Here is a 26,946-nt window from a genome sequence, read left to right as displayed (position 1 = left end):
AATCATCCCCTACGGGAAATTAATCAGTTCTAAAAAAATGAAAAAATACTTTTCACTCGTATTATTCGCCCACTCTGTTTTTGCGCTACCATTTGCCATGATTGGTTTCTTTTTGGGCGTAACTACAACAGAAAACCCATTTTCCTGGTATAAGCTGATTTTAGTTTTGCTTTGTATGGTTTTTGCCAGAAACTCTGCCATGGCTTTTAACCGTTACCTGGACAGAAATATTGATGCAAAAAATCCACGCACCAAAATGCGCGATATCCCTGCGGGCAAAGTTTCGGCAAACGAAGCGCTGATTTTCGTAATCGCCAATTGTGTACTTTTCGCTATTACCACCTACTTTATTAACCCACTTTGTTTCTATCTGTCGCCAGTAGCTTTGTTTGTAGTTTTGTTTTATAGCTACACCAAAAGATTTACGGCGCTTTGTCATATGGTATTGGGCTTAGGCCTGGCGCTTGCTCCTATCGGCGCTTACATTGCCGTAACCGGACATTTTGCTTTGGTTCCTGTGCTTTACTCCTTAACCGTATTGTTCTGGGTAAGTGGATTTGATATTATATACGCATTACAGGACGAAGAATTTGACCGGGAAGAGAAATTACATTCCATTCCATCGGCACTTGGCATTAAAAATGCTTTGAATGTTTCGGTGCTGTTGCATATACTCTCTGCTACCTGTGTTATTTTGCCTGTGTTTTTTACCTCCTTTAGCTGGGTTTATTACATAGGTATTGTGTTTTTCTGTTCGATGTTGATTTATCAGCACTTACTGGTAAAACCAAATGATATCAGCAAAGTAAACAGGGCGTTTCAAACCTTAAATGGTTATGCATCGGTAGTATTTGCGATATGCTTTTTAATAGATGCGTATTTGAGACATAAATAAAATGAGAGAAGGCCGAATGATAGAATGTTTAACATTCACTAATTCCATCATTCTCCAATTCAATAATTAAACATCATGATTATAACTAAGAAACCTAGAACATACATTCCACAGAAACTAAACATTACCTGGGAAAATTTAGAACCACTTTTTACCGAACTGCAAAACCGCGAAATAACCAGTACTGCTGAGTTAGAACACTGGTTAAAAGACCGTTCGGAGCTTGAAGCTGCTTTAGAAGAAGATTTTGCCTGGAGATATATTAAAATGAGTTGCGATACCGCAAATGAAGAATTGGTTAAAAACTTTCAATATTTTGCAACTGAAATAGAGCCGAAAATTTCTCCATTCGCCAACGAACTGAACAAAAAATTTGTCGAAAGTCCTTTTATGAACGACCTGGACAAAGAAAAATATTTCGTTTACAGCCGTGCGATAAAAAAAGCATTAGCGCTTTACCGCGATGAAAATATTGAGCTGTTTACCGAATTACAGGTGAAACAACAAAAATACCAGAGCATTACAGGCGCCATGAGTGTTGAGCTAAACGGTCAGGAATATACTTTGGAGCAAGCCTCGATCTTTATCAAAGATTTAAACCGCGAGGTACGCGAAAATGCATGGAAAACGATTCAACAACGCCGCTTAATTGATAAAGATGATTTAAACGTGTTGTTTGATGAGTTGATTAAACTGCGTAATCAGGTTGCCTTAAACGCGGGTTTTGAGAATTACCGCGATTACATGTTCCAGGCTTTGGGCCGTTTCGATTATACCCCACAAGACTGTTACGATTTTGCCAATGCTATTGAAAAAGAAATAGTACCGATTTTAAAAGAGCAGGCCGAAAAACGCCGGGAAGCTTTAGGACTAGAAGTATTAAGGCCTTGGGATTTAGAAGTAAGCATTAGTGGCAAGCCAGCCTTGAAACCTTTTAACAACGGCGAAGAACTGATTGATAAAAGTATTGCCTGCTTTAATGCCATTGATGAAAAGTTAGGCTCAAAATTGGCAACCATGAAAGCCAATAACCTTTTTGACGTAGAGAGCAGAAAGGGTAAAGCGCCAGGTGGTTACAATTACCCATTGGCTGAAACCGGAGCCCCGTTTATCTTCATGAATTCGGCAAATTCGTTGCGCGATTTAACCACAATGGTTCACGAAGGCGGCCATGCGGTACATACTTTTTTAACCGCAGATTTAGAATTAAACGATTTTAAACATTGCCCTTCTGAAGTTGCTGAACTCGCATCTATGAGTATGGAACTCATCTCTATGGATAACTGGGATGTTTATTTCGACAACGAAGAAGATTTAAACCGTGCTAAAAAAGAACAGTTGGCCGATGTTTTGAAAACTTTACCGTGGGTTGCTGTAATTGATCAGTTTCAGCACTGGATTTACACCAACCCAAACCATACTGCGGCTGACCGTGAAGAAACTTTTAAGCAGATTTTTAACCGTTTTGGCGCTGGTTTTGCCGATTGGAAAGATTTAGAACAACAATTTGGAAATGGCTGGCAAAAACAACTGCATTTATTCGAAGTTCCGTTTTACTATATTGAGTATGCAATTGCCCAGTTAGGTGCTATTGCTGTTTGGAAAAACTATAAAGAAAATCCAGAAAAGGCTTTAAATCAATACTTAGCGGCACTTTCATTAGGTTATACTAAGCCAATGAACGAAATATATGAAACAGCGGGAATCAAATTTGATTTCAGCGCAGAATATGTAAAAGAACTTGCAAGTTTTGTAAAAACAGAACTGGATAAACTGGGATAAGGCAGAAGATTTTTTTCTCCTCATAGGAATATAATAAGGGTCGTGGCATTTTGCCACGACTTCTTTGTTTTTATGAACCACAGATAAAAAGGATGAACACAGATTAATACTAGTTCTGGTCTTAGCGTCTCGCTAAGACCGAAGTTTAATTCTTTTTTTACGGCATGGACGTTGTAAAGGCGCTTCGACTCCACTCAGCGTGACACCCTAGGGAGAATTGTCAACTGGATTTAACACATCGTTAAGCATTTTTTTGCTACGGAAACACAGAAGACACGGAAACTAAGCAAGAATTCAGAACCTCATATCTGGTCTTAGCGTCTCGCTAAGGCATTGGTTTTCTCCAAGGAAACACAATAATACGGATATTATAAAAAGACGCATAGACTCCGTTCAGCGCGACAACCCGAGAGAGATTATCAAATGGATTTAACATATCGCTAAGCATTTTTTTGCCACGGAAACACAGAAGACACGGAAACTAAATAGGCGTACATAGCTGCTATTTACCTCACATTTTTTCGGTAATCATACCCATGTTTTATCTGCCGTACCCAAATAATAGACCTGATGGAAGTGAAAATCCCTTTTGGGTGTTGGATAATTATTTTTATCAAAATTTTCCCAAAAGGATTGTAACAAACAGCAGGACTGGACCCTACCTATATATTGCAAACTTTGCTCTTCAAGAAATATTCGACTCCGCTTAGGAAGAGAAAACACACATCATCTCCAATACCTTACACTTCATCTTTTTTTCGAAGCCTAAGAATAACAAACATCACCAAAACTGAAATTAAGATCATGACCAGATAGCTATAACTTAGATTACGTTCATCTTTAGCAGGGATCAGATTTACGATACCATAACTCAAAAAAGAAACAATAACATAGGTAATCCCTCCTGTTAAGCCGCCGGCAATTCCAGCATTTTTGGGGAATTTGCTCAGGCAGAAAGTGAAGTAATTATTAAAAGTGAAGCCTGCTCCTACATGGATTAAAAATGCAAAGAAAATTAACGACCAAATATTAGAAACAAAATTTAAGCTTATAATCATCAGGACTACAAATGCTACCTGAAACAGCGAGTTGATCATTAATCGCTTAAAGAAGGGCTTATTAATGGTGGCCTTACCAATAAAGCCCCCTACCATCCAGGCGAAACCTAAAAACAGGGAACTATAACCTGCAATAACGGGTGAGAAGTTGAAATGATGCTCAATGATAAATGGCCCAGTCATGTTGTAAACCATCACCATACAATAGGCTAAACCCAACATCACAATACCTAAGGTAAAGCTTGTTGTTTTAATCATTTCGATATAAATACCCGTTATCTTTTTCAGTTGAAAATCGGTAAAGTGTTTTAATGTTTCGCCACTGAACAAGAACTCCAGCACTGCAAAAACAAGTGCAAAACCAGCCAAGAAATAGAAATTAGATTCCCAACCAAATAATGTTTGCAGATAACCACCAATAAAAGGTGCTATAATTGGTCCGGTAGACCAGATGATGGAAAACAAACTCAGGTAATGTTTTAGCTGATCGCCCTCAAAAAGATCGACAAAGTATGCTCGTTTGGCCACAATAATAGCCCCTACGGTAAGTCCGTGGATAATGCGCATTAAATAAATAAGGTAAATGTTATGGGTGGTTGCAATGATGATACTTGCTGCGGCAAAAATTAATAATGCGTATAAACAGATTTTATACCTTCCAAAACTATCGAGCACACTACCGATAAAAAGTTGTGCAACCCCATAGCTTATTAGAAAAATGCTGAGTGTAAGTTGAACCTGAACATTGCTCACCTGCATTTCGCCAGCCATGGTAGGTAATGAGGGGATATAAATATCGGTAGCAAAACCCGACAATGGAATTAAGGCAAAGGCCAGTAAAGTAGCAAAACCCTGGTGACGTTCTTTGATGTATTTTATTTGTGCTATATCTGCATTCATAATGGTACTGTAATGGTATATAAATATTCTAATCAAACAAAACTTATATCGTTTTATGTGCTTTACTGATTATTGACAGCAAAATTAACTGTTTCATTTATCCTAAAATTATGCGAATCAAACAAAGGATTATTCAAGCCAAATAATTGTATTTTTTTACTTTAATCTAATAATTACCACTCTTTTTGATGGCATTTTGCCTACTAGCGCGTGGTGTATTGAAAATTATATCCTGCTTTAAACGTTTTTAACCAAACTTTTTATAAGTTTGAGGAAACAAGCAAACAAAAGATGTTCGAAAAGCTATTCAGAAAAAAATCTATTTCCAAGATATTACAAGATGCGGCAAAAGGCTATGGCGACCATGAAAATACATTACATAAAACACTCGGAGTACGCGATTTAACAGCTTTTGGAATTGCAGCGATTATTGGAGCAGGGATTTTTAGTACGATTGGCAAAGCAAGTGCAGATGGTGGTCCGGCGGTAATCTTTTTATTTATTTTTACAGCAGTAGCCTGTAGTTTTGCAGCCTTTGCTTACGCAGAGTTTGCTTCAATGGTACCTGTTTCTGGCAGTGCTTACACCTATTCTTATGTAGCCTTCGGCGAGTTGGTGGCCTGGATTATCGGGTGGTCGCTTATTATGGAATATTCCATCGGTAATATTACGGTAGCCATATCCTGGTCTGATTACTTTACAGGACTACTCTCTACCATCAAAATACCACCCCTCGGCATAGAGGGCATCCATGTGCCCGATTGGATGACAATGGACTATTTAAGTGCCTATAACGGACATAAACATGCTGAAGCGCTTCTGGCGGCTGGCAAAAACCTGGCAGATTTAGATTCGGCTACAGCATTGGCCAATAATGCTTGGCTTACCGCCCCAACAATCGGTAGTTTTCATCTTGTTGCAGATATTCCTGCTTTAGGTATTATCATTTTAATTACCTGGTTAATTTACCGTGGAATGAAAGAAAGCCGGAATGCCAGCAACGCGATGGTAGTGGTTAAACTTGCGGTAATCCTTTTGGTATTAGCGGTAGGTATATTTTATGTAGACACAAAAAACTGGGATCCATTTGCTCCGAACGGTGTTTCAGGAGTTTTAAAGGGAGTTTCGGCAGTGTTTTTTGCTTATATCGGTTTCGATGCCATTTCTACAACGGCCGAAGAATGTAAAAATCCACAACGCGATTTGCCGCGCGGAATGATGTGGGCGATTATTATCTGTACCATCCTTTATGTGGCTATTGCACTGGTTTTAACAGGTATTGTTAAGTCAGATACCTTAGCCGTTGGCGATCCGTTGGCATTCGTTTTCGATCAGATTAACTTAAAATTAATGAGCGGTATTATTGCCGTAAGTGCAGTATTTGCCATGGCCAGTGTACTTTTGGTTTTTCAAATGGGTCAACCACGTATCTGGATGAGCATGAGCAGAGATGGCTTATTACCAAAATCTTTTTCGAAAATTCACCCTAAATACAAAACGCCTTCGTTTGCTACCATTGTGGTAGGCTTTGTAGTGGCAGTACCATCGTTGTTTATGAATCTTACTATCGTTACCGATCTCTGTTCTATCGGAACACTTTTTGCTTTCGTACTGGTTTGCGCAGGGGTTTTAGTATTACAGAACAGGCCCGATGTACAGCGTGGAAAATTCAAGATACCTTATGTAAACAGTAAGTTTATTGTGCCTATTGTTTTAATTGCGACTATAATTTTTGCATTCACAAAATATGGTAAAGAAACCAAAGCTTTCTTTTTCAATTCCCCTAAAACAATCCAAACGGTAACTTTTGTTACTTCTTTAAGTGGCGATGAACTTAAAATTGTTAAAGAGGAAATTGTTAAAAATGCCTCGCCACAAATTGTATTGGCAGAAAAAGTAGATGCAGAATCTTATTTAAGTGCATTACCGGCCGATCGTTACGAACAGTTTATTTCAGCCTCAAAAGTACCCGTAGAAAAGAAATACGAAAGTGGTTGGGGGTTGTTTAAACACAAAATTCCCATGTGGATTTTCTTGATCATCTGTGTGGTGATTACCTACTATTGCATCACCAAAAACTTATCATTAATTCCGGTTTTAGGATTGATTAGCTGTTTGTACATGATGTGCGAACTTGGCATTTCGAACTGGATCGGCTTCGGCATCTGGCTGGTAGTTGGCCTCGTGGTTTATTTTGCCTATGGTTACAGGCATAGTAAACTGGCAAATCCGGAGGTTTAAGCTATTAATGAATGATATGACAATTTTTGAGAAAATAGAGAAACATCAGACAAAGGAAAATTATGTCAAAATTAAAAGAGACGTTGGTAACAAATCTTATGTACTTTCTCATGGTTATATCTTAGATCACTCATTTGATTTTGTTCTCCTTAAAGTGAACGATGATTTTCTATTTAACGGATTTACCATTTTCCCAATATCTTCTATTATCAAGATCAGACACAACGACTATGATCAATTTTTCGATTCCATAATGGAACAGGAGGGCCAGAAAAAGCTGATCGAAATACCTTACCAAATTGATTTAGAAAGCTGGGAAACCATTTTCAATTCTATAAAAAGCACAAACTTAAAATGTGCTGTAGAAAACGAAAACAATGATCGCTTCTTTTTTAGAATCGGAGAGATTGTGAAAGTGAAAAGAAAAAGTTTAAAAATTTTGAACTTCGATCCCGCAGGTTATATGGATGATGAACCAACAAAGATAAAGTATAAAGAAATTTCTGCTATAGGCTTTGATGATAACTATATCAATACAATGACTAAATACTTAAGGGCAAAGCTATAAATTGTTGCTTATTTACTCATTCTGCGTCATGCTGAAATTTATTTATAGTATCTTCTAATTCTTCGGTAGGTGAGACACCAACCGATAGCCCTCGAGTGGTAAGACCCTGAAACAAGTTCAGGGTGACGATCTCGCAAATGTCCTTCTAACAAAAAATCCCCTTTCTTTAACAGAAAGAGGATTCAATTTATTTCTTCTTTATAAAGGCCAGCGCGGTAATCATCACCAGCCCCAATCCAGATGCAATCATATAATTATTGGCATGATCGAAATGGTACAGTTTAGCTATGGGTCCAGCTATAAACAAACTGATGCCCAATATTAAAATCGCAGTTCTCATCAGTTAAACCGGCAACCTGTTCAATTCAATATCATCTGGTGTAACGAAAATCAACGGAACTTTCTCTACATCAACATAACTGCTATCCAAGCCAAAGCTCCGCTCCTCAGATAAACTTAATTTTTTAAGGATAAAGTAATAATCCATAATCTGTCTTTCATAGAAACTTAACTTGGTAAACTTAGATAAATGTTTTTCTAAAAGAACAAACCTGAAATCGCCAGCAATTTTATGCTTGTTTAACGAAGTGTACTGACTGGTAATATCGATTTCTCCATTCTTCACCAGCTCTTCAACCACTTTACGATACAATAAGTTTACACGTTGCTCAATCCTAAAACCTAATCTAAAATCAATTCTGATCAGTTTTCCCGGGATCAGGAATTCAACTTTATAATCTAAGGTATAAGGCTCGTCCATTACATCAACATGTACCAACCAGTACACATCGGCACGTTTTGGTTCCTTTTGTATAATGGAATAGATAATTTTTGATTCAATCTCCGTTTTAAAGTTCGCACTGGTTAAATAAACCAGCTGAGAAGAGTATTTCGGAACCGATTCATCCCCGCTCAGTTCAGTTAAAATCTCATAATAATCCTCAATTTCGACATATTTAACAAAGCGGTTTTTGATTTTGCGGGCTACAAACCAACTCCACATCACTGTAAACAATAACGAACCGATTAATACAGTTACCCAACCACCATGTAAGAATTTGGTTAAATTACTGATTAAAAATGTTCCTTCAATAATTACATAGGTAAAAAAGAATATCGCAACTAAATATTTCGGAAAACGTCTACTTCGCAAATAAAAACTAACCAGAATGGTGGTCATTAACATGGCTATGGTGATAGATAGACCATAGGCCGCATCCATTTTCTCTGCCTTTTGAAACAACAGTACAATACCACAACAACCAATCCATAACATCCAGTTAATAGAGGGAACGTATAACTGGCCTTTAGAAACCGATGGGTAAACAATTTTAATTTTAGGCCAAAGGTTTAAACGTACTGCTTCAGCAATTAAGGTAAAAGACCCACTAATTAAAGCCTGACTCGCAATTACTGCCGCCATAGTGGCCAGTATAACCATCGGAATCTGAAACTGATCGGGAACGATCTGAAAAAATGGATTCATTTTTGCACCTGGAACATAACTTCCACTGTTCTGCAAAATCCAAACGCCTTGCCCTAAATAGTTTAAAATAAGGGTTAATTTCACGAAAATCCAACTGATTCTGATGTTATTTCTACCGCAGTGGCCTAAGTCTGAATATAAGGCCTCAGCTCCTGTTGTACATAAAAATACACCGCCAAGAATTAAAAACGCTAGTTTATTGGTAACCAGTAAATGAATGGCGTAATAAGGGTTAAATGCCTTCAGGATAGTAAAATCTTTAACAATAAAAGACATACCCAATACACCCAAGACAGCAAACCAAACAAACATTACGGGCCCGAAAAGCTTTCCAACCAAATTGGTTCCAAACTGCTGGATAATAAACAGAACCGTTAAAATGCTTAATACAATGGGGATAACCGGCACATCGAACTTACTGGTTAAACCTTCAATTGCTGAGGTAACCGTAATACTTGGTGTAATAATTCCATCGGCGAGTAATGCGCAACCTCCTACCACAGCCGGAACCACCAGCCACTTCGCCTTTTTCCGAACCAAAGAAAATAAAGAGAAAATACCACCCTCACCTTTATTGTCGGCCCTTAAGGTAATAATAACATATTTAATGGTCGTTTGTAGTGTTAGCGTCCAAATGATACAGGATAGTACACCAAGAACATTTGTGGGATTTATATCCTGTTTACCGCCTAAAATGGTTGTAAAAATTGCATTTAGGGTATATAATGGAGATGTACCAATGTCACCGAACACAATTCCTAAACTTATTAGAACCCCGCCGGCGGTTAACGCGTTGACATTTTTATGATTTGACACTTCGTTGATTATTTTAGTGCGGCAAAAGTAAACTAACTATAACAATTTAACAACCAAATTATTGTGTATTTTTAACACTATGAAATTTAAATTTTATTGTTAAATTGTGTTAAATTATGGGTTTTAAACAAAATGTTTAATTTCTTTGTTTTAAATTAATACATTTGCTATACCAATTTGATGAAACTCTACGCTAAGATAACGTTCCTCACAAAACTTGCATGCACATTGTGCATTGTCTTACTGTGCGGCGTAAATTCTTGGGCACAACAAGCTGATAGTATTCGCATTAGCTTAAAAAACAGAACAAAAAAAGTAAGCAGAATTCCTGAAATCAAAGCCAACATTACGCCTTACAAACCACTTTATATGACAGTTGGCGGCTCTGGAATGTTCAATACTTACTCCACAACTCCAAAAAATACAACGGTTATAGCAAAAGATAAATTGTTAACCATCGTAAAAATATATCCAAATCCTGTAGAAGATCAGTTAAATATTATCTTATCTATCGGAAAAGATGGCACACAGACTACGATCAAAATCATCGATTTATTGGGAAATGAAGTGGCAACACTTTCAAATGAACGCCTAAATGCTGGTGAGCAGACCAAAAGCTTCGTCATTCCAAACAGGATTAATCCTGGCATTTACTTTTTGAGGGTTATTGCCGGTTCCGAAAGCCAGGTAAAACGGATCTCGGTTTTATAACACCATTTTCTTTTCTATTTTTGATTGATGTGGATTTAATTCCCGTCTATTTTATCATATTTCATATTCTTAAGAATGAAAATCATCGCCATTGGCCGAAACTATGCCGAACATGCAAAAGAACTGAACAATCCGGTTCCAACTATACCCGTAATTTTTCTGAAACCTGATACAGCTGTTTTAAAAGACAATAAACCTTTTTACCTGCCTGATTTTTCTGATGATGTACATTACGAATTAGAAGTGGTATTAAAAATCTGTAAAGAAGGAAAACACATCGCAGAAAAATTCGCCGCGACTTATTATGATGAAGTGGGATTAGGCATCGATTTTACCGCCCGAGATATCCAGAGCAAACACAAAGAAAAAGGATTGCCTTGGGAACTTGCCAAAGCTTTTGATAACTCGGCACCCATCAGTATCTTCTATCCTAAAAGTGATTTTGAGGATCTTTACAACTTAAATTTTGAGTTGAAGGTAAATGGAGAAAGCCGCCAGGTAGGCCATACTAAAGATTTGTTATTCTCGTTCGAGAAGATAATCAGCTTTGTTTCTCAATACATTACTTTAAAAAAAGGCGATTTAATTTTTACCGGAACACCACAGGGCGTCGGAAAAATAAATAAGGGCGATAAATTGGAAGCCTGGTTAGAAGGAAAGCAACTTTTAAATTTTGATGTAAAGTAACGAATGATTAAAAACCCGATCCAGCATAAGTTAAAATTTTTGGTTTCGATCTGCCTTTTATTTGCTTCAACTTTTGTTCAGGCGCAACAGATTTATAGTACGAATAAATACCCTATTACCGATTTCAGACAACCTTTGGATATTAGTCCTCCTGCCCTTGCAGGTTCTTTTGGTGAAATCCGCGGCAATCACTTTCATTCTGGAATTGATTTCAGGACCAACCAACGCGAAGGTTACCCTGTTTATGCCGTTGCAGATGGGTATATTTCGAGGTTAAGGGTTCAGAACAGTGGTTTCGGACAGGCATTGTACATTAATCACCCTAATGGTTTCACTACTGTATATGGCCACCTTCAACGGTTTGCTCCCAAAATTGCAACCATTGTTAAAAACCTTGAATACGAGAAAAAATCATTTGAGATTGATGAGTTTCCCGATGCCACATTAATTCCGGTACATAAAGGCGAGATTATTGCCTGGTCTGGTAACCGTGGAAGTTCGGGCGGTCCGCATCTGCATTTCGAAATCAGAGATACCAGAACAGAAGAGACCATAAATCCTCAGTTTTTCGGGATCATCATACCCGATAACATTCCACCTGTTCTTCATGGTTTGTATGTATACCGTTTAAATGGCAAAACCTTTAACGAAAATACACCTAAACAAGCCATCGGCATTAGTGGAGCAAATGGCAATTATAAAACCACTGCCCCCATCAGTTTAACTGGTGAGGTTGGCTTCGGCATCGTGGTAACCGATCGGCATAATGGTTTATCAGGCACCAACGGGGTATATTCGATCCAACTGGAGCTTGATGGGAAGAAAATATATACTTCTGCCCTTGAACGCTTTGCGTTTGAAGACAGTAAGGCCATCAACTCGCACATCGATTACCCAACTTATTTAAATACCAAAAGAAGTATTCAGAAAAGTTTTGTTGAACCTGGTAACCCTTTAAAAATTTATAGCGGTTTGGTAAACAGTGGTAGGATTAATTTCAATGATGGTGCTTCACACCAACTGCGCTACATCGTAACCGATTCGAAAGGGAACTCTTCTGTCCTCCCTTTTACCGTAAATGCAGGCTCAGCACCTATTGCAGCGCCGGTTATTCCCGCCGGAATAATTTATCCGTATAATAAGGTGAATGAATTTAATACCGATGATATTAAAGTAGTTTTCCCACTCGGAACATTGTACAGCGATTTAAATTTCACTTATAAAAAACTGCCTAAACCGACGGGAAATGCCTGGTCGGCCGTACATCAGATTCATAATAAATACACGCCACTGCATATCGGTTTCGACATCTCGATCAAGGCTGATAACCTTCCGGAAAACTTAAGAAGCAAAGCCCTAATTGTAAATAACAACGGTACATCTCAGGGCGGGTTTTTCGAAAATGGCTATGTTAAGGCTACTCCAAAAAACTTCGGCAGTTTTTATATCGCTATTGATACCCTTGCACCAAGGATCGTACCTGTAAATATTGCTGAAGGAAAAAACATGGCCGGTTTATCTAAAATATTTTTCAGAATCAGTGATAATTTATCAGGTATAAAAAGTTTTAATGGTTATATCGATGGCAAATGGGCTTTAATGGAATTTGACACTAAAACAGCTACACTTTGGCATAGTTTTGACGAAAGAACAACTTCCGGAAAGCATATATTGGAATTAGTTGTAGTGGATATGAAAGAAAACACCAGAAAATACACAGTAACATTCTTTAAATAGGATCAGGATTTTCAAGATTTAAGGGTTTTATGATCGAGTTGCATCAAAACCATAATTAAAACTAAGAAATGTCATCTTTTAACATAAATTGAACAGTATAATAAGTTAAAACGTTTAAATTGCGTGTAATCTTAAGCATTCAATCAATATAACATTCTAAATTCAATCATTATAAATATGGCAGCGTTAAAAGAAGGTGATCAGGCACCGGCAATTACATCAAAAGATCAAAACGGCATTGAAGTTTCTTTAAGCGATTATCAAGGCAAAACGGTTGTTCTGTATTTTTACCCCAAAGATGATACACCAGGCTGTACTGCCGAAGCTTGCGATTTCAGGGATAATTATCAGGGCTTACAAGCAAAAGGCATTGTGGTTTTAGGTGTTAGCGTTGATGATGAAAAATCGCACCAAAAGTTTGTTACCAAGCATAATTTACCATTTACCCTGCTTGCAGATACCGACCAGAAAATTGTAAACGACTATGGTGTTTGGGCAGAAAAAAATATGTACGGCAAAAAATACATGGGTACAGTACGTACCACTTTCATTATAGATGGCGATGGAAAAATTACCCATATCATCAAGAAAGTTGACACAAAAAACTCAACGCAACAAGTACTCGATTTAATTAATAACTAATTATGATATAGCGGGTAAAATATTACCTTTGCTATGTAACAACAACCTCTTATTTTAATGAAACATACAATTAAAGAGCTAGAAGATATTGCCTCTCAAATTAGAAGAGATATCGTAAGAATGGTTCACGGATGTCAATCAGGTCACCCAGGCGCTTCGCTTGGTTGTACAGATTTTTTCACAGCTTTATATTTTGAAGTATTGAACCACAAAACAGACTTCACAATGGAAGGTGCTGGCGAAGATTTGTTCTTCCTTTCGAACGGACACATTTCTCCGGTATGGTACAGTACACTAGCTCATGCTGGTTATTTCGATAAAAGTGAACTGGCAACTTTCCGTAAACTGGATTCTAGATTACAAGGCCACCCCACTACCCATGAGCATTTACCAGGTATCCGTATTGCTTCAGGATCTTTAGGTCAGGGCTTATCAGTTGCTATTGGAGCAGCTTTAGCCAAAAAATTAAACGGTGATAAATCTCTCATCTTCGCCTTATTGGGTGATGGAGAATTACAGGAAGGACAAAACTGGGAAGCAGCAATGTTCGCCCCTTTTAATAAAGTAGATCATTTAATTGCATCTGTTGATTATAACGGACAGCAAATTGATGGTCCTACAAGTAAAGTTCTTGCCTTAGATGATTTACAAGCTAAATTCGAAGCTTTTGGCTGGCATGTAATCAATACCGATGGTAACGATATGCAAGCAATCGTTGAAGGCTTACATTATGCTAAAACACTAACCGGAAAAGGTAAACCAATTCTAAATTTAATGAGTACTCAAATGGGTGCTGGTGTAGATTATATGATGGGCACACATAAATGGCACGGTACAGCACCTAATGATGAGCAGTTGGCAGCAGCGTTAGCGCAATTACCAGAAACTTTAGGGGACTATTAAACTAGATTTGAGACAATAGATATGAGATTTGAGACGAATTGTCGCCTGATCTCACGTCTAAAACCTCACATCTCATAGCTAAAAAACAATGAAAAAATATACATATACAGAAAAAAAAGATACACGTTCGGGTTTTGGAGCTGGTTTACATGAGGCTGGAAAGAAAAACGAAAATGTGGTTGCCTTATGTGCCGATTTAGTTGGATCACTTAAAATGGATGCTTTTATTAAAGATTTTCCTGAGCGTTTTACACAGGTTGGTATTGCAGAAGCAAACATGATCGGTATTGCAGCAGGCATGACTATTGGTGGTAAAATTCCTTTTACAGGTACTTTTGCCAACTTTTCTACAGGCCGCGTTTACGACCAGATCCGCCAATCAGTAGCTTACTCGAACAAAAACGTTAAAATCTGTGCATCTCACGCAGGTTTAACCTTAGGCGAAGATGGTGCAACACACCAAATTTTAGAAGATATAGGTTTAATGAAAATGTTGCCAGGAATGGTAGTTATCAATCCTTGCGATTACAACCAGACTAAAGCAGCAACTATGGCCATTGCAGAATACGAAGGCCCGGTTTATTTACGTTTTGGCCGTCCGGTAATCCCTGTGTTTACAGATCCAGATCAAAAATTTGAGATCGGTAAAGCATGGATGGTTAACGAAGGAACAGATGTTACCATTATTGCTACAGGCCATATGGTTTGGAAAGCAATCGAAGCTGGTGAAAAATTAGCTGAATTGGGTATCGATGCTGAAATTATCAATATCCACACCATTAAACCTTTAGATGACGAAGCCATCTTAAAGTCAGTTAAAAAAACTGGTTGTGTGGTTACCTGCGAAGAGCATAATAAATTTGGTGGCTTAGGTGAAAGTGTAGCACGTTTGTTAACTACCGAATTGCCAACACCACAAGAGTTTGTAGCCACTAATGATACTTTTGGCGAAAGCGGAACACCAGATCAATTAATGTCTAAATATGGCTTAGATGCTGTAAACATTGTTGAAGCTGTTCAAAAAGTAATTGGCAGAAAAAAATAAAATTTAAAATTTAACCACAAAGACACCAAGAACACTAAGCATAACCAAACCTTTGTGTACTTAGTGTCTTTGTGGTTTTATAATTATCATAAATGAAACAAGTTGAAGATTCAGAAATTCTTGCAATGTTCGCTGTTGAGCGTACGCGTAATGAAGCCTTTAACCTGTTGCTGAAAAAATATCAGCAAAAAATATACTGGCACATCCGCAGGCTGGTTTTAAACCACGATGATTGTGACGATCTTTTACAAGAAGTATTTGTTAAAGTCTGGAAAAACCTTGATAAATTTAGGAGCGATTCTCAGCTTTATACCTGGATTTACCGTATTGCCACCAACGAATCCATCACTTTCTTAAACAAGCAAAAACAGCGGAACAATACACCTTTAGATGAAGTATCATCCGAGCTTGCCGATAACTTAGTTGCCTCATCTTATTTTAACGGCGATAAACTTGAGCTTAAACTGCAAAAAGCAATCCTTACCCTGCCTGAAAAACAACGGATTATCTTCAACATGAAATATTTCGACGATATGAAATATGAAGAGATTTCGGAAGTGTTAGGTACCTCTGTAGGGGCTTTAAAAGCATCATTTCACATCGCTGCAAAAAAAATTGAAGCTTTTATTACAAATGATGAAATAGACTATTAAACCTTTTCACTTTAATTGTATCATATATCTGTGATGAACGAAAATATAGAAAATAACGACTGGATGAAGGAAGCCCCTGCACTTGCGGCAATGGGGAAACGCAATCCTTTCTCCGTTCCTGATGGATATTTCGAAAATTGTGATGAGGCTATTTTTTCTGCTGCCTTTTTGGATGGGTTGAAACAGAAAACAAGTAACAATAATTTTGAAGTTCCGCAGAATTATTTTGAAGATTTAACGGAACGCATACAAACCCAAATTGCGCTGTCCGAATTGCCTAAAGCAGAACAGGCCTTTGCAGTACCTGAAAATTATTTCGACAGCCTGCAGAGTAGAATTGCTGATAGAATTGCGGCATCGGAACCTAAAAAAGAGACCAAAATTATTCCTTTATGGAGGCGCAACATTGTTAAATACGCAAGCGCGGCCTGTTTCTTATTAATGGCTTCGTTTGGTGTTTATTTTTACCAGAACGGCTCAACTACTGCTGTTCAGCAAACACAATCTGCAGAAGCAATAAACGAACAGCTATTATATGATATTGACGAAAGTACGATCATCGATCATTTAGAAGCGCAAAATACTACATCATCTAATATAAAAACTACTTCTGCGTCAGATACAGAAATGGAAAACTACATCTTGAGTAATTTCTCATCAAGTGATTTATCTCAGGAACTAAATAATTAATTAAGGAACCATCATGATTTACCGAATAAAATACATACCAAATCATGATAGCTTCATCACTATTGAAAACAATAACAAATTGATGAAAATGAAGAATTTACTTTTTGTTGCTTTAATGTTTTTATTACCCACAACCCTGTTGGCACAAAAACCAAAGGGAGAGGAAATAGAATCACTTAAAATAGCTTTTTTCACTCAAAAACTGGACCTATCACCAGAAGAGGCTAAAATTTTCTGGCCGATTTATAACGATATGCAGGCAGAGCAAAACGCTTTGCGCAAAGAACGCATGCAGAAAATGATCTCTTTCAGAAAAACAACTGAAATAGATAATCTAACCGATGCACAGGTGCAAAGTTTAATTACCAGCGAATTCGACTTCAAGCAAAAAGACCTCAATCTCGATAAAAAATACTACAACAAACTTAAAGCTGTATTGCCGATAAAAATTGTTGGAAAGTTTTACCGGGCGCAGGAAGGTTTTAAACGCGAGTTACTCAATAGATTTAAAGGCGGCCAGAGGCAATAAATAAAAAGACTTACAGCAATGTAGGTCTTTTTTGTTTTAAAGCACTCTTTCATTTCCGTACTTTTGTGCCATGCTTACCCAACGTCAGTTGTTTTTACAACACAATGCACAAACCTCTCCAGCGCCGCTTATGCTCGAATTTGTAAGGGCAAAAGGAATCTACATTTACGATGCCCAAAACAAAAAACACATCGATCTTATTGCCGGTATCGGCGTAAGTAATGTTGGCCATTGCCATCCTGTGGTGGTGAAAGCCATTCAGGAGCAAGCGGAAACCTACATGCACCTAATGGTTTATGGCGAATATGTACAAACGCCTCAGGTAAATTTTGCCAAAGCCCTTGCCGATATTTTACCTGAAAGCTTAAGCTGCACCTACTTTTTAAACTCAGGAACCGAGGCTGTAGAAGGCGCCATGAAACTAGCTAAACGTTATACTGGCCGTAAAGGTTTTATTGCTTGCAAAAATGCTTACCACGGGAGTACACAAGGTGCCGAAAGTTTAATGGAAAGCGATTTCTATTCCTCCGGCTACGGCCCATTCTTGCCACATGTAAGTTTTATCGAGCATAATAATATAGCAGATCTTAATAAAATCACTTCAGAATTTGCTGCTGTTTTTATCGAACCCATTCAGGGTGAAGCCGGAATCCGGGTAGCCGATTTAAGCTATATGCAGGCTTTGCGGACAAAATGCACAGAAACCGGAACTTTGTTAATCTTCGACGAAATACAATCTGGTTTCGGCCGCAGCGGCAAGATGTTTGCTTTCGAGCATTATAATGTTGTGCCCGATGTGCTGCTCCTGGCGAAGGGAATCGGTGGTGGAATGCCAATTGGGGCTTTTATAAGTTCACTAGAGATTATGTCGGTATTATCACATACCCCAATTTTGGGTCACATGACTACTTTTGGTGGTCATCCGGTTTGTTGTGCTGCTGGGTTGGCTACCTTACGTACCTTGGTTGATGATCATATTGTTGAAGAAGTAGAAGAAAAAGGACAATTGTTTAAACTGCTCCTTCAACATCCTGCCATTAAAGAAATTAGGGGAAAAGGTTTAATGTTGGCGGTTGAATTTGAAAATTTCGAGATCAATAAAAAAATCATTGATGCCTGCATTTTAGATGGTGTGTTATCAGACTGGTTTTTACATTGCAGCAATTCTATGCGCATTGCTCCTCCTTTAATTATTACCAAAGAAGAAATTGAAGAAGCTTGTGCGATCATCTTAAAAAATATTAACTTAGTTTTAGAGACTAAAGCATAAAGCTGAAAGACTAAAGAACATTAACTAAATTAAAATGAACGTACTCATAGTTGAAGATGAAAAAAGCCTGGCGCTTGAAATGGATGAATTCTTGAGCAAAGAAGGATTTATTGTAGAGCATGCCTGGAAAAAATCTTCTGCGGAAGAAAAAATATTTGTAAACAATTATGATTTCATTTTACTCGATTTAGGTTTGCCAGATGGTGATGGTTTTGAAATTTTAAAACAGTTAAAGGCCATGAAAGATCGTGATGATGCTGTAATTATCTTAACCGCCCGTAGTGCTGTAGATGACCGGATTAAGGGGCTTGATGAAGGCGCAGACGATTATTTACCAAAACCATTTTCGCTAAATGAACTTTTAGCGCGCATGCATGCCATTACCCGTAGAAAACATAAGTTGGAGAAAAATGAGGTAAACATTCATAATTTTTTGCTCAATATCCAGAACAGGACTGTTTCATTTGGTGATGAAAGACTAAACCTTACCAAAAAGGAATTCGAAATATTTAACTATTTAGTGTTGAACAAAAACCGTGTGGTATCTAGAATGAGTTTAACTGAACACGTTTGGGGTGATATTTTAGAAGTTAATTCTGATTCCAACTTTGTTGATGTTCATGTTAAAAACCTGCGAAAAAAACTTGCAGCAGTGAGTGTAACAGATTGGTTTGAAACCGTAAGGAGTATTGGCTATAGGATTAATTGCTAGAGAGTCGGGAAGTCAGAAGTTAAGCGTCGATCTACCAATGAACCAATGGCAATTGAACCAATGAACCATTAAATAAAATGAAGTTACAGGTTAAGTTTTCCTTATACAATGCAGTAACCAAAATTGCCATTATTCTGGTATTGGGGGCTATCATTCTATTTTCGTTGGATAAACTTGCTTACAACCAATTTGACAACCGTTTAATCAAAAAGAAAAACAAAATCATTAAAAACTTAAACGATAATGAGATCGATAGCCTTTTAAATAAGGAACAATCTTTTACCGATTACAATATTTTAAAGGAAGAATTTATCGTTTTAACAGATATCCCCGATAACCAGAAAGACTCCACAGCAAAAGTATTTACAGAAAAGAGGGAAATTGAAGGCGATATTGAAGTATATAGAATCCTCAATTATAAATTTTCGTATCATACAAACTGGTATAATCTGGAGATTGGAGAAACAATGACGGCGCTCCAATCCATTAAAAATTCGATCCGTTTTTACATGCTGATTGTGCTGGTTGCCGCCTTACTTATTACTTTGGTAGCAGATTTTACCTTCTCAAACTTTTTATTAAAGCCTTTTTACCTCATTATCGACAAAAAGATCAATCTAGTTGATGATCCTTCCCATTACAATTATCAGAATATACCAACTACCACCAACGATTTTAAAATCCTTGACAATAGCATAAACTCTTTAATGCGTAAAATAAATACGCTTTTTGCTTTAGAAAAGCAGTTTATAGCTAACGTTTCGCATGAGCTGCTTACCCCTATTTCAATTTTAAGTACGCGCTTCGAAAATATGCTCAATACTCGAGATATTCCTGTAGAGCATGAAAATAAAATCTACGCCTCTTTAAAAACCTTAAACCGCTTAAAGGTAATTATCAACAGCTTATTGCTCATTTCGAAGGTAGAAAACAATCAGTATCTAAAAACCGAAGAAATTAGCCTCAAACAGGAAATCGATGATATATATGAAGATCTGGAAGATCGAATAGCAGATAAAAATATCAGTTATAATGCTCACCTTTCGAAGGACTTTCATTTTACCGGAAATAAAGCACTGATACATACCCTTTTAATCAATATTATCAATAATGCAATAAAGTATAATATTGAGGGGGGGACCATTGCCATAACAGATAAAACCGAAGCCGAAAAATATATCCTCACCATCAGCGATACCGGATCTGGCATGAGCGCAGCACTCGTAGAAAATGCTTTCGATCGATTTAAAAGGGGAAATACCGAAGAAAACGGCTTTGGCCTGGGGCTAGCCATTGTGCAAAGTATTGCCCGATTCCATAAAATAGAGGTCGATATAAAATCTGAAGAACACAAAGGAACCAACATTTCGTTGTTTTTTTTAAAATAACTTCCCAGTTAAGCTTATAACATAGCTCATATATTTAGGATAAACTTAATTCCGATGTAAGATCGGCACAGGTTTAAGAATCTTTTTGGCAGGGGCTTTGCTTAATAATAAAAAATCAATCCGATAAGAAAAGAATATATCCTAATGAAAAACATCTTCCCAATACTAGGAGCAGCCGCTTTATTGCTGGCATCTTGCCAGGGTGGCACGGCAAAAAAAACACAGGCTAAAATAGATTCCACCATAGTAACCAATGCAACGGCAAGCCCCGATTCTATTCGGTGCTTCCAGTACATTAAAAACCGGGATACTGCCACCCTATCGTTAAAAACAGCGGATAATAAGGTAACAGGTACATTAGGTTATAATTTATACGAAAAAGATAAAAATGCAGGTATAATAGCCGGAATTGTTAAAGGCGATACCATAATTGCTAACTATACTTTTCAGTCTGAAGGCAAAACATCTATTAGGGAAGTGGCTTTTTTGAAAAAGGGTGATCAGCTAGCAGAGGGATTTGGCGATGTAGAGGAAGTAAAAGGAAAAACCAAGTTCAAAGACCTAAGCAAACTAAAGTTTGATGGATTAATGACTTTTGACAAAATTGATTGTAAATAAATTCCGAAGAACCGTCATTCTCAACTTGATTGGGAATCTTAATGCCTAACAAAAGTGCTTTAAGATTCCCGCATACGCGAGAATGACGATTTTCTATAATCTGAGCTTTACTTAGTTACTGCTTCCTTTGCTGCTTTCGTCCATTCTTCGCTTAATTTAAGCATATAATCAGAGTATTTTTGTATTTCATCTGGCTTTAGCTTGCTTGCCCAGCCCGTTGCCTGATTTGCCCAAGCCGTGTATTTATCGCTTAACGCTTTAATTTCTGCAGCATTTTTACTTTTCACAGCTGCAACATATTCGTCTTTAAGTTTAGCATATTCAGCAAGCCCTTTGTTTACCTCTTCACTTGAGAAAGTTGGAACATCGGTTTTAACTGTTTCAGTTGTTTTTGTCGTTATTTTGGTAATGGTGTCTCCATTAGCGGAAATTTCACTAGAGTCTTTGGTTGTTTCCGTTTTTTTAGTGCTATCACACGAAACTAATGTAGAAGCCAATAAGCCTGCTGCAGCGATAGATAAGATGGTGTTTTTCATGATTAATTTGGTTTTAGTCCTGAACAGACGAAATATGATGCCAAATCATAAAAAATCCGATCAAATACTTAAATATTGTGACCGGATATTTTAATTATATTAAATATTGTTGTGCTATAAGTCTTCAAAGCGTTCCCAAAAACCATCAACAGGCAGCTTGGCAAATATATTTACGGGTTCTTTTTTAACCGGGTGTATAAATTGTAAACGGCGGGCATGTAGGCAAATGCTCCCTTTTCTGCTTCCGCGGGGATAGCCATATTTATTATCACCCATAATCGGGCACCCCATTGATGAGAGCTGAACCCTGATCTGGTGCGAACGTCCGGTTAAGGGATCTACTTCTAAGAGGTAATAATCGCCAACCTTCGCCTTTACTTTGTAAGAAAGCTCCGCACGCTGACTACCAGTAACCTCTGTATTATAATAGGAAACGACATTTTTCTGCGGGTTTTTAACCAGCCAATGGATCAAAGTAGCCGACTCTTTCTCCGGCTTGTTCTTCACCACTGCCCAATAGGTTTTCTTTACTTCTCTATTTTTAAAAACGGCATTCATCCGTTCCAAAGCCTTACTCGTTTTAGCAAATAAGATTACGCCGCTCACCGGCCGATCTAATCGGTGTACTACACCCAAAAAAGCACCATTGGGTTTATTGTACTTTTTAGCGATATACTTTTTCACCTGTTCATCCAAAGGCTCATCGCCGGTTTCATCAACCTGCACAATATCACCTGCTCTTTTATTAATGGCGATTAAATGGTTGTCTTCAAAAAGGATGTCGTTATCGGTAATTGGCATCGGTTAGTTTATTGGTTCATTCGTCATTAGTTCACTTAACAAGGCAAATCGTCTATTGCAAAAGTCAATTGGTTAATTTGTTTAAAGTTGGATGGTTTATCTGCGCTTGAAAAAACTCCAAACTCAAAACGCCCAACCCAAACTTAATACTGTTCTTTCTCGTTCGGGAAATCGTTTGCTTTTACATCACGAATGTACGATTGTGCTGCGCCTAAAATTTCATCGTATAAATTAATATACTGACGTAAAAAACGTGGTTTAAACCCTTTTGTTAAGCCAATCATATCATTTACCACCAAAACCTGGCCGTCGCAGTCTTGTCCGGCACCAATACCAATAGTTGGAATATTCAAGCTTTCTGTAACTTCTTTACCTAAAGCAGCAGGAATTTTTTCTAATACGATAGCAAAACAGCCCGCAGCCTGTAAAGCCAAAACATCTGTTTTTAACTTATTTGCTTCTTCTTCTTCCTTAGCGCGGACTGTATATGTTCCGAATTTATAAATCGACTGAGGTGTTAAACCCAAATGCCCCATTACAGGTATTCCTGCTGTGATAATACGTTGAACCGATTCGATAATTTCTTCGCCGCCTTCCAATTTAACACCGTGGGCGCCCGATTCTTTCATAATCCTTATCGCTGAGTTCAAAGCTTCCTTTGAATTTCCCTGATAAGAGCCAAAAGGTAAATCGACAACAACAAAAGCACGTTTAACTGCCCTGATTACCGAGGCAGCATGGTAAATCATCTGATCTAGCGTAATAGGCAAAGTTGTTTCGTGACCAGCCATTACATTAGAAGCAGAATCACCTACAAGTAAAACGTCTAATCCTGCATCATCTAAAATGGTAGCCATCGAGTAATCGTAGGCCGTTAACATAGATATTTTTTCACCACGTTGCTTCATTTCCTGTAAAGTGTGCGTGGTGATGCGTTTGATTTCTTTATGTACCGACATGGGATTTGTTTTGTGTTGCCAAAAGTATTGTTTTTTCTTTAATTAAGCTGAAAAGACTAAAGGTAAAAGACCAAAGCTATTTCAGGCCAAAATCATTTTTTATTTAAATCGTGTCTCACTGCTTTCAGCTTTAGTCTTTCTGCTTTTAGCTCCAGCCTTATTTCACTTTTCTCTTTACATTTCCAATCTAAAACTCTATCTTTGTACCCCGAAATGGAAGGGATATATTCATCTTTTTTTGCACCCAGCAAAAACGGCTTTAATGCCGAAAGCCATTCTTTTTTCAACTCTTTTTTAAATCAAAATCCATATTGTAATTACCATGACTAACTACACCAAGTTACCTGCGATTTTATTACTGGCCGATGGCACAGTTTTTTACGGCAAAGCGGCCGGAAAAATTGGCACCACTACTGGCGAAATTTGTTTTAATACCGGGATGACAGGTTACCAGGAAATTTTTACTGATCCAAGTTATTTTGGCCAGATAATGGTTACCACCAATGCGCATATTGGTAATTACGGTATCCACAAAGATGAAATCGAATCAGGTTCGATTAAAATTGCTGGTTTAGTCTGCAAAAATTACAACATCGTTTATAGCCGTAAAGAAGCAACAGAATCGATTCAGGATTATTTTCAGAACGACAACTTGGTTGCCATTTCTGATATTGACACACGTGCGTTGGTTCGCCACATTAGAGATAAAGGCGCAATGAATGCGATTATTTCTTCTGAGATTACGGATTTAGAAGAATTAAAACAAAAATTAGCCGAAGTACCTTCAATGGAAGGTCTAGAGCTTTCATCTAAAGTAAGTACAACCGAGCCTTATTTTTATGGCAACCCTGAAGCGAGCTTAAAAGTGGCGGCTTTAGATTTAGGTATCAAGAAAAATATTTTGCGCAGTTTCGAAAACCGCGATATCTACGTTCAGGTTTTCCCGGCGAAAACTACTTTTGCCGAAATGGAAAAATTCAGCCCTGATGGTTATTTCATTTCTAACGGCCCTGGCGATCCATCAGTGATGCCTTACGCCGTAGAAACAATCAAAGATATTCTAGCGGTAAATAAACCAATGTTCGGGATCTGTTTAGGTCACCAGTTATTGGCCGAAGCTAATGGTATTGGCACCATGAAAATGTTTAACGGTCACCGTGGATTAAACCATCCGGTAAAAAACATTATCAAAAACCACTGCGAAGTTACCTCACAAAACCACGGTTTTGGTGTAATTCCTGATGAGGTTAGAAACTCTGATAAAGTAGAGATTACCCACGTTAACTTAAACGATAAATCAATCGAGGGTATCCGTGTTAAAGGTAAAAAAGCATTTTCGGTTCAGTATCACCCAGAGTCTTCACCAGGTCCACACGATTCGCGTTACTTATTCGACGATTTTGTTGATGTAATGAAGGGCGAATTATCCTGGTAAACTACAAGTCTTTTTATTAAAGCATTAAAACACTGCTCAATCCTATTGGCAGTGTTTTTTTATTTAAATTAGAACATGTTGAAAAACCTTTTTATTGCGTGTATTGCTGTTTTATTATGTTTCTTCAGCTCCTGTATTTCCAGATTATCAAGACCGGCAATTACAGGCACTATATTGGATTATCAGAACAACCCTGTTGTTGGCTGTAAGGTGGGCGAAACCATTACAGATGCAAATGGTAAGTTTTATTTAAAAGAACTCCGTTATAGTAAATTTTTCATATCCGAAATCYTCATGATGGAAGCCCCTCCCCTTCACTTTTCTGAAATTATAAAAAAAGAAGGATTTTTGAGTTACAACATAGAAGGACATAACCCTTTTGGTGGCGGACAGGGAAAGGGTGCAGCTGCTAGCATCGACACGATTTACTTAAAAAGAATAAATGAAGTACTTAACGCTAAAGATTATATTTATGCGGACTGGAAATTTGTCGCAAATAAAAGCTTAGACACCCTCTATGGCACAAATGCCAATTTCAGGCTTCAAAATTCAGTAACCAATAACAGGGAATTTGTAGAGAAAATACAATATGGGTTAATCTATAAATTTAACGCGACAAAAAAGCCCGATACCACGTGGAGTATTGAATCATATGATCTAAAAACTACCTACTTGGTATCGCTTAAAACCAATGGAACCTTTACGGGAAAAAAGGTACGCGAATACCAAAACCCCTGGAAACACAGAATGGAATACGATCGCACTTATAGAGAATCGTATGTTATTCCTGCCGACAGTATAAATACAAAAGGAAAGTTTAGTTTTCTAAAAGATCAAATTGTTTTCGGCGAAGCTTTTAACAAGGCTAAAAACACTTATAAAATAGACTCGATAGATCGCGATGTGATCATTTTAACCAAAAAGAGCACCAATTAATGTTTTTACCTACTACAAACATCATTTTACCGACATTTTCGGTTATCCATCTACAAATTCATTCTCTATTCATTTAAAGCTGCTTACATTCGCAACATGGAAACAAAAAAAGCCATTATCAGCGTTAAAAACCTGGTAAAAAAATACGATGATTTCGTGGCCGTTCAAGGGCTTAGCTTTGAAGTTTACGAGCATGAGATTTTTGGTCTGCTTGGCCCTAATGGTGCCGGAAAAACCACTACCCTCGAAATTATTGAAACCCTAAGGGATAAAACCTCCGGAGAAATTATCGTTGATGGTTTTTCTGTCGACAAACAGCCGCAGGATATTAAACAGATTATTGGCGTACAGCTACAAGCAGCTGGTTATTATCCAAATCTGAATCTCATCGAACTGATCGAACTTTTTGCTGGTTTATATGGTGCCAGCATCAAACCGATGGAAATGCTGGAGAAAGTAAACCTTCAGGATAAGGCCAAAGCCAAATACAAAGCACTTTCTGGCGGCCAGAAACAGCGCTTCTCTATAGCAACTACATTAATCAACCAACCCAAAATTATTTTTTTGGATGAGCCCACTACAGGCTTAGACCCACAGGCCCGAAGAAATCTCTGGGATCTGATTATCGAAATCCGAAATGCAGGCACCACCGTTGTAATCACCACCCACTATATGGACGAGGCTGAACAACTTTGCGATCGCGTTGCTTTTGTAGAACGCGGACAGATTATCGCGCTGGATACTCCTGATAATTTAATAGATAAATTAGTGAGCAGTGGTTTTGAGCGCAAAAAAGAGGTTAAAAAGGCCAATCTGGAAGATGTTTTCATCAATCTTACCGGCCAGGAATGGAGAGAATAATTAATTTTCTTTTGAAAAGCAAGGACAGCATTACAATTAACGTTACGCCCGCTTTCCGTTACAATCTTTTTGTAAATCCATCAATAG

Annotated in this window: 27 protein-coding genes; 20 read left to right on the top strand and 7 right to left on the bottom strand. The window is 37.7% G+C overall.

What is annotated here, in order from left to right:
- Positions 1 to 37: 37 nt before the first annotated feature.
- Complete coding sequence (locus tag AC1DNH_RS16420) at positions 38 to 895, top strand: UbiA-like polyprenyltransferase (protein ID WP_477579624.1); 858 nt, start codon at positions 38 to 40, stop codon at positions 893 to 895.
- A gap of 75 nt (positions 896 to 970) precedes the next feature.
- A complete protein-coding gene (locus tag AC1DNH_RS16415) occupies positions 971 to 2,677 on the top strand; it encodes a M3 family oligoendopeptidase (RefSeq protein WP_477579626.1) in 1,707 nt (568 codons plus the stop codon).
- Positions 2,678 to 3,417: 740 nt separating this feature from the next.
- Here AC1DNH_RS16415 and AC1DNH_RS16410 read toward each other — a convergent pair.
- Positions 3,418 to 4,635 carry an MFS transporter gene (locus AC1DNH_RS16410; protein ID WP_477579643.1) on the bottom strand — a complete coding sequence of 406 codons (1,218 nt, stop codon included), beginning with the start codon at positions 4,633 to 4,635 and terminating at the stop codon, positions 3,418 to 3,420.
- Positions 4,636 to 4,926: 291 nt separating this feature from the next.
- On the opposite strand from AC1DNH_RS16410, the gene AC1DNH_RS16405 reads away from it, so the two are divergent.
- Positions 4,927 to 6,876 (top strand): amino acid permease, encoded by a 1,950-nt coding sequence (locus AC1DNH_RS16405; RefSeq protein WP_477608877.1) that lies wholly within the window; start codon positions 4,927 to 4,929, stop codon positions 6,874 to 6,876.
- Positions 6,877 to 6,892: 16 nt separating this feature from the next.
- The gene (locus AC1DNH_RS16400) at positions 6,893 to 7,444 is read left to right on the top strand and encodes a hypothetical protein (protein ID WP_477579632.1); all 552 of its coding nucleotides are present in this window, start codon (positions 6,893 to 6,895) and stop codon (positions 7,442 to 7,444) included.
- A 187-nt stretch (positions 7,445 to 7,631) separates the two neighbouring features.
- Here AC1DNH_RS16400 and AC1DNH_RS16395 read toward each other — a convergent pair whose 3' ends face one another.
- Both AC1DNH_RS16395 and AC1DNH_RS16390 read right to left on the bottom strand, forming a co-directional pair.
- A complete protein-coding gene (locus AC1DNH_RS16395) occupies positions 7,632 to 7,784 on the bottom strand; it encodes a hypothetical protein (protein WP_426325474.1) in 153 nt (50 codons plus the stop codon).
- A 3-nt stretch (positions 7,785 to 7,787) separates the two neighbouring features.
- Complete coding sequence (locus AC1DNH_RS16390; protein WP_477625522.1) at positions 7,788 to 9,746, bottom strand: KUP/HAK/KT family potassium transporter; 1,959 nt, start codon at positions 9,744 to 9,746, stop codon at positions 7,788 to 7,790.
- A gap of 228 nt (positions 9,747 to 9,974) precedes the next feature.
- Between AC1DNH_RS16390 and AC1DNH_RS16385 the strand changes: the two genes are divergently transcribed.
- The 13 genes from AC1DNH_RS16385 to AC1DNH_RS16325 all read left to right on the top strand — a co-directional run bounded on the left by AC1DNH_RS16385 (position 9,975) and on the right by AC1DNH_RS16325 (position 21,331).
- Positions 9,975 to 10,457 (top strand): T9SS type A sorting domain-containing protein, encoded by a 483-nt coding sequence (locus tag AC1DNH_RS16385; protein WP_477579636.1) that lies wholly within the window; start codon positions 9,975 to 9,977, stop codon positions 10,455 to 10,457.
- 75 nt (positions 10,458 to 10,532) lie between these two features.
- On the top strand, positions 10,533 to 11,144 hold the full coding sequence (locus AC1DNH_RS16380) for a fumarylacetoacetate hydrolase family protein (RefSeq protein ID WP_477579637.1): 612 nt from the start codon (positions 10,533 to 10,535) through the stop codon (positions 11,142 to 11,144).
- Positions 11,145 to 11,147: 3 nt separating this feature from the next.
- Positions 11,148 to 12,881, top strand: a complete 1,734-nt coding sequence (locus tag AC1DNH_RS16375; protein WP_477625521.1) for a M23 family metallopeptidase — start codon at positions 11,148 to 11,150, stop codon at positions 12,879 to 12,881.
- Positions 12,882 to 13,058: 177 nt separating this feature from the next.
- Positions 13,059 to 13,523 (top strand): thioredoxin-dependent thiol peroxidase, encoded by a 465-nt coding sequence (bcp, locus tag AC1DNH_RS16370; RefSeq protein WP_029274070.1) that lies wholly within the window; start codon positions 13,059 to 13,061, stop codon positions 13,521 to 13,523.
- A 57-nt stretch (positions 13,524 to 13,580) separates the two neighbouring features.
- Complete coding sequence (locus AC1DNH_RS16365) at positions 13,581 to 14,426, top strand: transketolase (protein ID WP_057932756.1); 846 nt, start codon at positions 13,581 to 13,583, stop codon at positions 14,424 to 14,426.
- A gap of 88 nt (positions 14,427 to 14,514) precedes the next feature.
- The gene (locus AC1DNH_RS16360; protein ID WP_029274068.1) at positions 14,515 to 15,471 is read left to right on the top strand and encodes a transketolase family protein; all 957 of its coding nucleotides are present in this window, start codon (positions 14,515 to 14,517) and stop codon (positions 15,469 to 15,471) included.
- A 92-nt stretch (positions 15,472 to 15,563) separates the two neighbouring features.
- Positions 15,564 to 16,124, top strand: a complete 561-nt coding sequence (locus tag AC1DNH_RS16355; RefSeq protein ID WP_025145705.1) for an RNA polymerase sigma factor — start codon at positions 15,564 to 15,566, stop codon at positions 16,122 to 16,124.
- Between the two features lie 33 nt (positions 16,125 to 16,157).
- Positions 16,158 to 16,814, top strand: a complete 657-nt coding sequence (locus AC1DNH_RS16350) for a hypothetical protein (protein WP_477585857.1) — start codon at positions 16,158 to 16,160, stop codon at positions 16,812 to 16,814.
- Between the two features lie 88 nt (positions 16,815 to 16,902).
- Positions 16,903 to 17,343, top strand: coding sequence for a hypothetical protein (locus tag AC1DNH_RS16345; protein ID WP_477585859.1), 441 nt, complete (start codon positions 16,903 to 16,905; stop codon positions 17,341 to 17,343).
- Positions 17,344 to 17,413: 70 nt separating this feature from the next.
- Positions 17,414 to 18,613, top strand: a complete 1,200-nt coding sequence (locus AC1DNH_RS16340) for an aspartate aminotransferase family protein (protein WP_477607811.1) — start codon at positions 17,414 to 17,416, stop codon at positions 18,611 to 18,613.
- A 34-nt stretch (positions 18,614 to 18,647) separates the two neighbouring features.
- Complete coding sequence (locus tag AC1DNH_RS16335) at positions 18,648 to 19,325, top strand: response regulator transcription factor (protein ID WP_215131276.1); 678 nt, start codon at positions 18,648 to 18,650, stop codon at positions 19,323 to 19,325.
- A 77-nt stretch (positions 19,326 to 19,402) separates the two neighbouring features.
- The gene (locus tag AC1DNH_RS16330) at positions 19,403 to 20,713 is read left to right on the top strand and encodes a sensor histidine kinase (protein ID WP_477607815.1); all 1,311 of its coding nucleotides are present in this window, start codon (positions 19,403 to 19,405) and stop codon (positions 20,711 to 20,713) included.
- A 144-nt stretch (positions 20,714 to 20,857) separates the two neighbouring features.
- The gene (locus AC1DNH_RS16325) at positions 20,858 to 21,331 is read left to right on the top strand and encodes a hypothetical protein (protein ID WP_477607817.1); all 474 of its coding nucleotides are present in this window, start codon (positions 20,858 to 20,860) and stop codon (positions 21,329 to 21,331) included.
- Positions 21,332 to 21,438: 107 nt separating this feature from the next.
- On the opposite strand, the gene AC1DNH_RS16320 is transcribed toward AC1DNH_RS16325, so the two are convergent.
- The 4 genes from AC1DNH_RS16320 to AC1DNH_RS16305 all read right to left on the bottom strand — a co-directional run bounded on the left by AC1DNH_RS16320 (position 21,439) and on the right by AC1DNH_RS16305 (position 23,914).
- The gene (locus tag AC1DNH_RS16320; RefSeq protein ID WP_477583321.1) at positions 21,439 to 21,867 is read right to left on the bottom strand and encodes a hypothetical protein; all 429 of its coding nucleotides are present in this window, start codon (positions 21,865 to 21,867) and stop codon (positions 21,439 to 21,441) included.
- 114 nt (positions 21,868 to 21,981) lie between these two features.
- Complete coding sequence (locus tag AC1DNH_RS16315; protein ID WP_108198402.1) at positions 21,982 to 22,668, bottom strand: RluA family pseudouridine synthase; 687 nt, start codon at positions 22,666 to 22,668, stop codon at positions 21,982 to 21,984.
- Between the two features lie 143 nt (positions 22,669 to 22,811).
- Complete coding sequence (gene panB, locus AC1DNH_RS16310) at positions 22,812 to 23,627, bottom strand: 3-methyl-2-oxobutanoate hydroxymethyltransferase (protein WP_057932746.1); 816 nt, start codon at positions 23,625 to 23,627, stop codon at positions 22,812 to 22,814.
- A gap of 92 nt (positions 23,628 to 23,719) precedes the next feature.
- Positions 23,720 to 23,914 carry a hypothetical protein gene (locus tag AC1DNH_RS16305; protein WP_477583325.1) on the bottom strand — a complete coding sequence of 65 codons (195 nt, stop codon included), beginning with the start codon at positions 23,912 to 23,914 and terminating at the stop codon, positions 23,720 to 23,722.
- A 35-nt stretch (positions 23,915 to 23,949) separates the two neighbouring features.
- On the opposite strand from AC1DNH_RS16305, the gene carA reads away from it, so the two are divergent.
- From carA to AC1DNH_RS16290, 3 genes are all read left to right on the top strand, one after another.
- Entirely contained in the window at positions 23,950 to 25,062 is a 1,113-nt protein-coding gene (carA, locus tag AC1DNH_RS16300) for a glutamine-hydrolyzing carbamoyl-phosphate synthase small subunit (RefSeq protein WP_477607821.1), read from the top strand.
- Between the two features lie 75 nt (positions 25,063 to 25,137).
- Positions 25,138 to 25,998, top strand: coding sequence for a hypothetical protein (locus tag AC1DNH_RS16295; RefSeq protein ID WP_477625520.1), 861 nt, complete (start codon positions 25,138 to 25,140; stop codon positions 25,996 to 25,998).
- 96 nt (positions 25,999 to 26,094) lie between these two features.
- Positions 26,095 to 26,859, top strand: coding sequence for an ABC transporter ATP-binding protein (locus tag AC1DNH_RS16290; RefSeq protein ID WP_477607823.1), 765 nt, complete (start codon positions 26,095 to 26,097; stop codon positions 26,857 to 26,859).
- Positions 26,860 to 26,946 lie beyond the last annotated feature (87 nt).

It is taken from the genome of Pedobacter sp. 01N310, assembly GCF_056399805.1.
The sequence above is the reverse complement of the archived record's forward strand: the minus strand, read 5'-3'. Positions and strand labels throughout refer to the sequence as shown.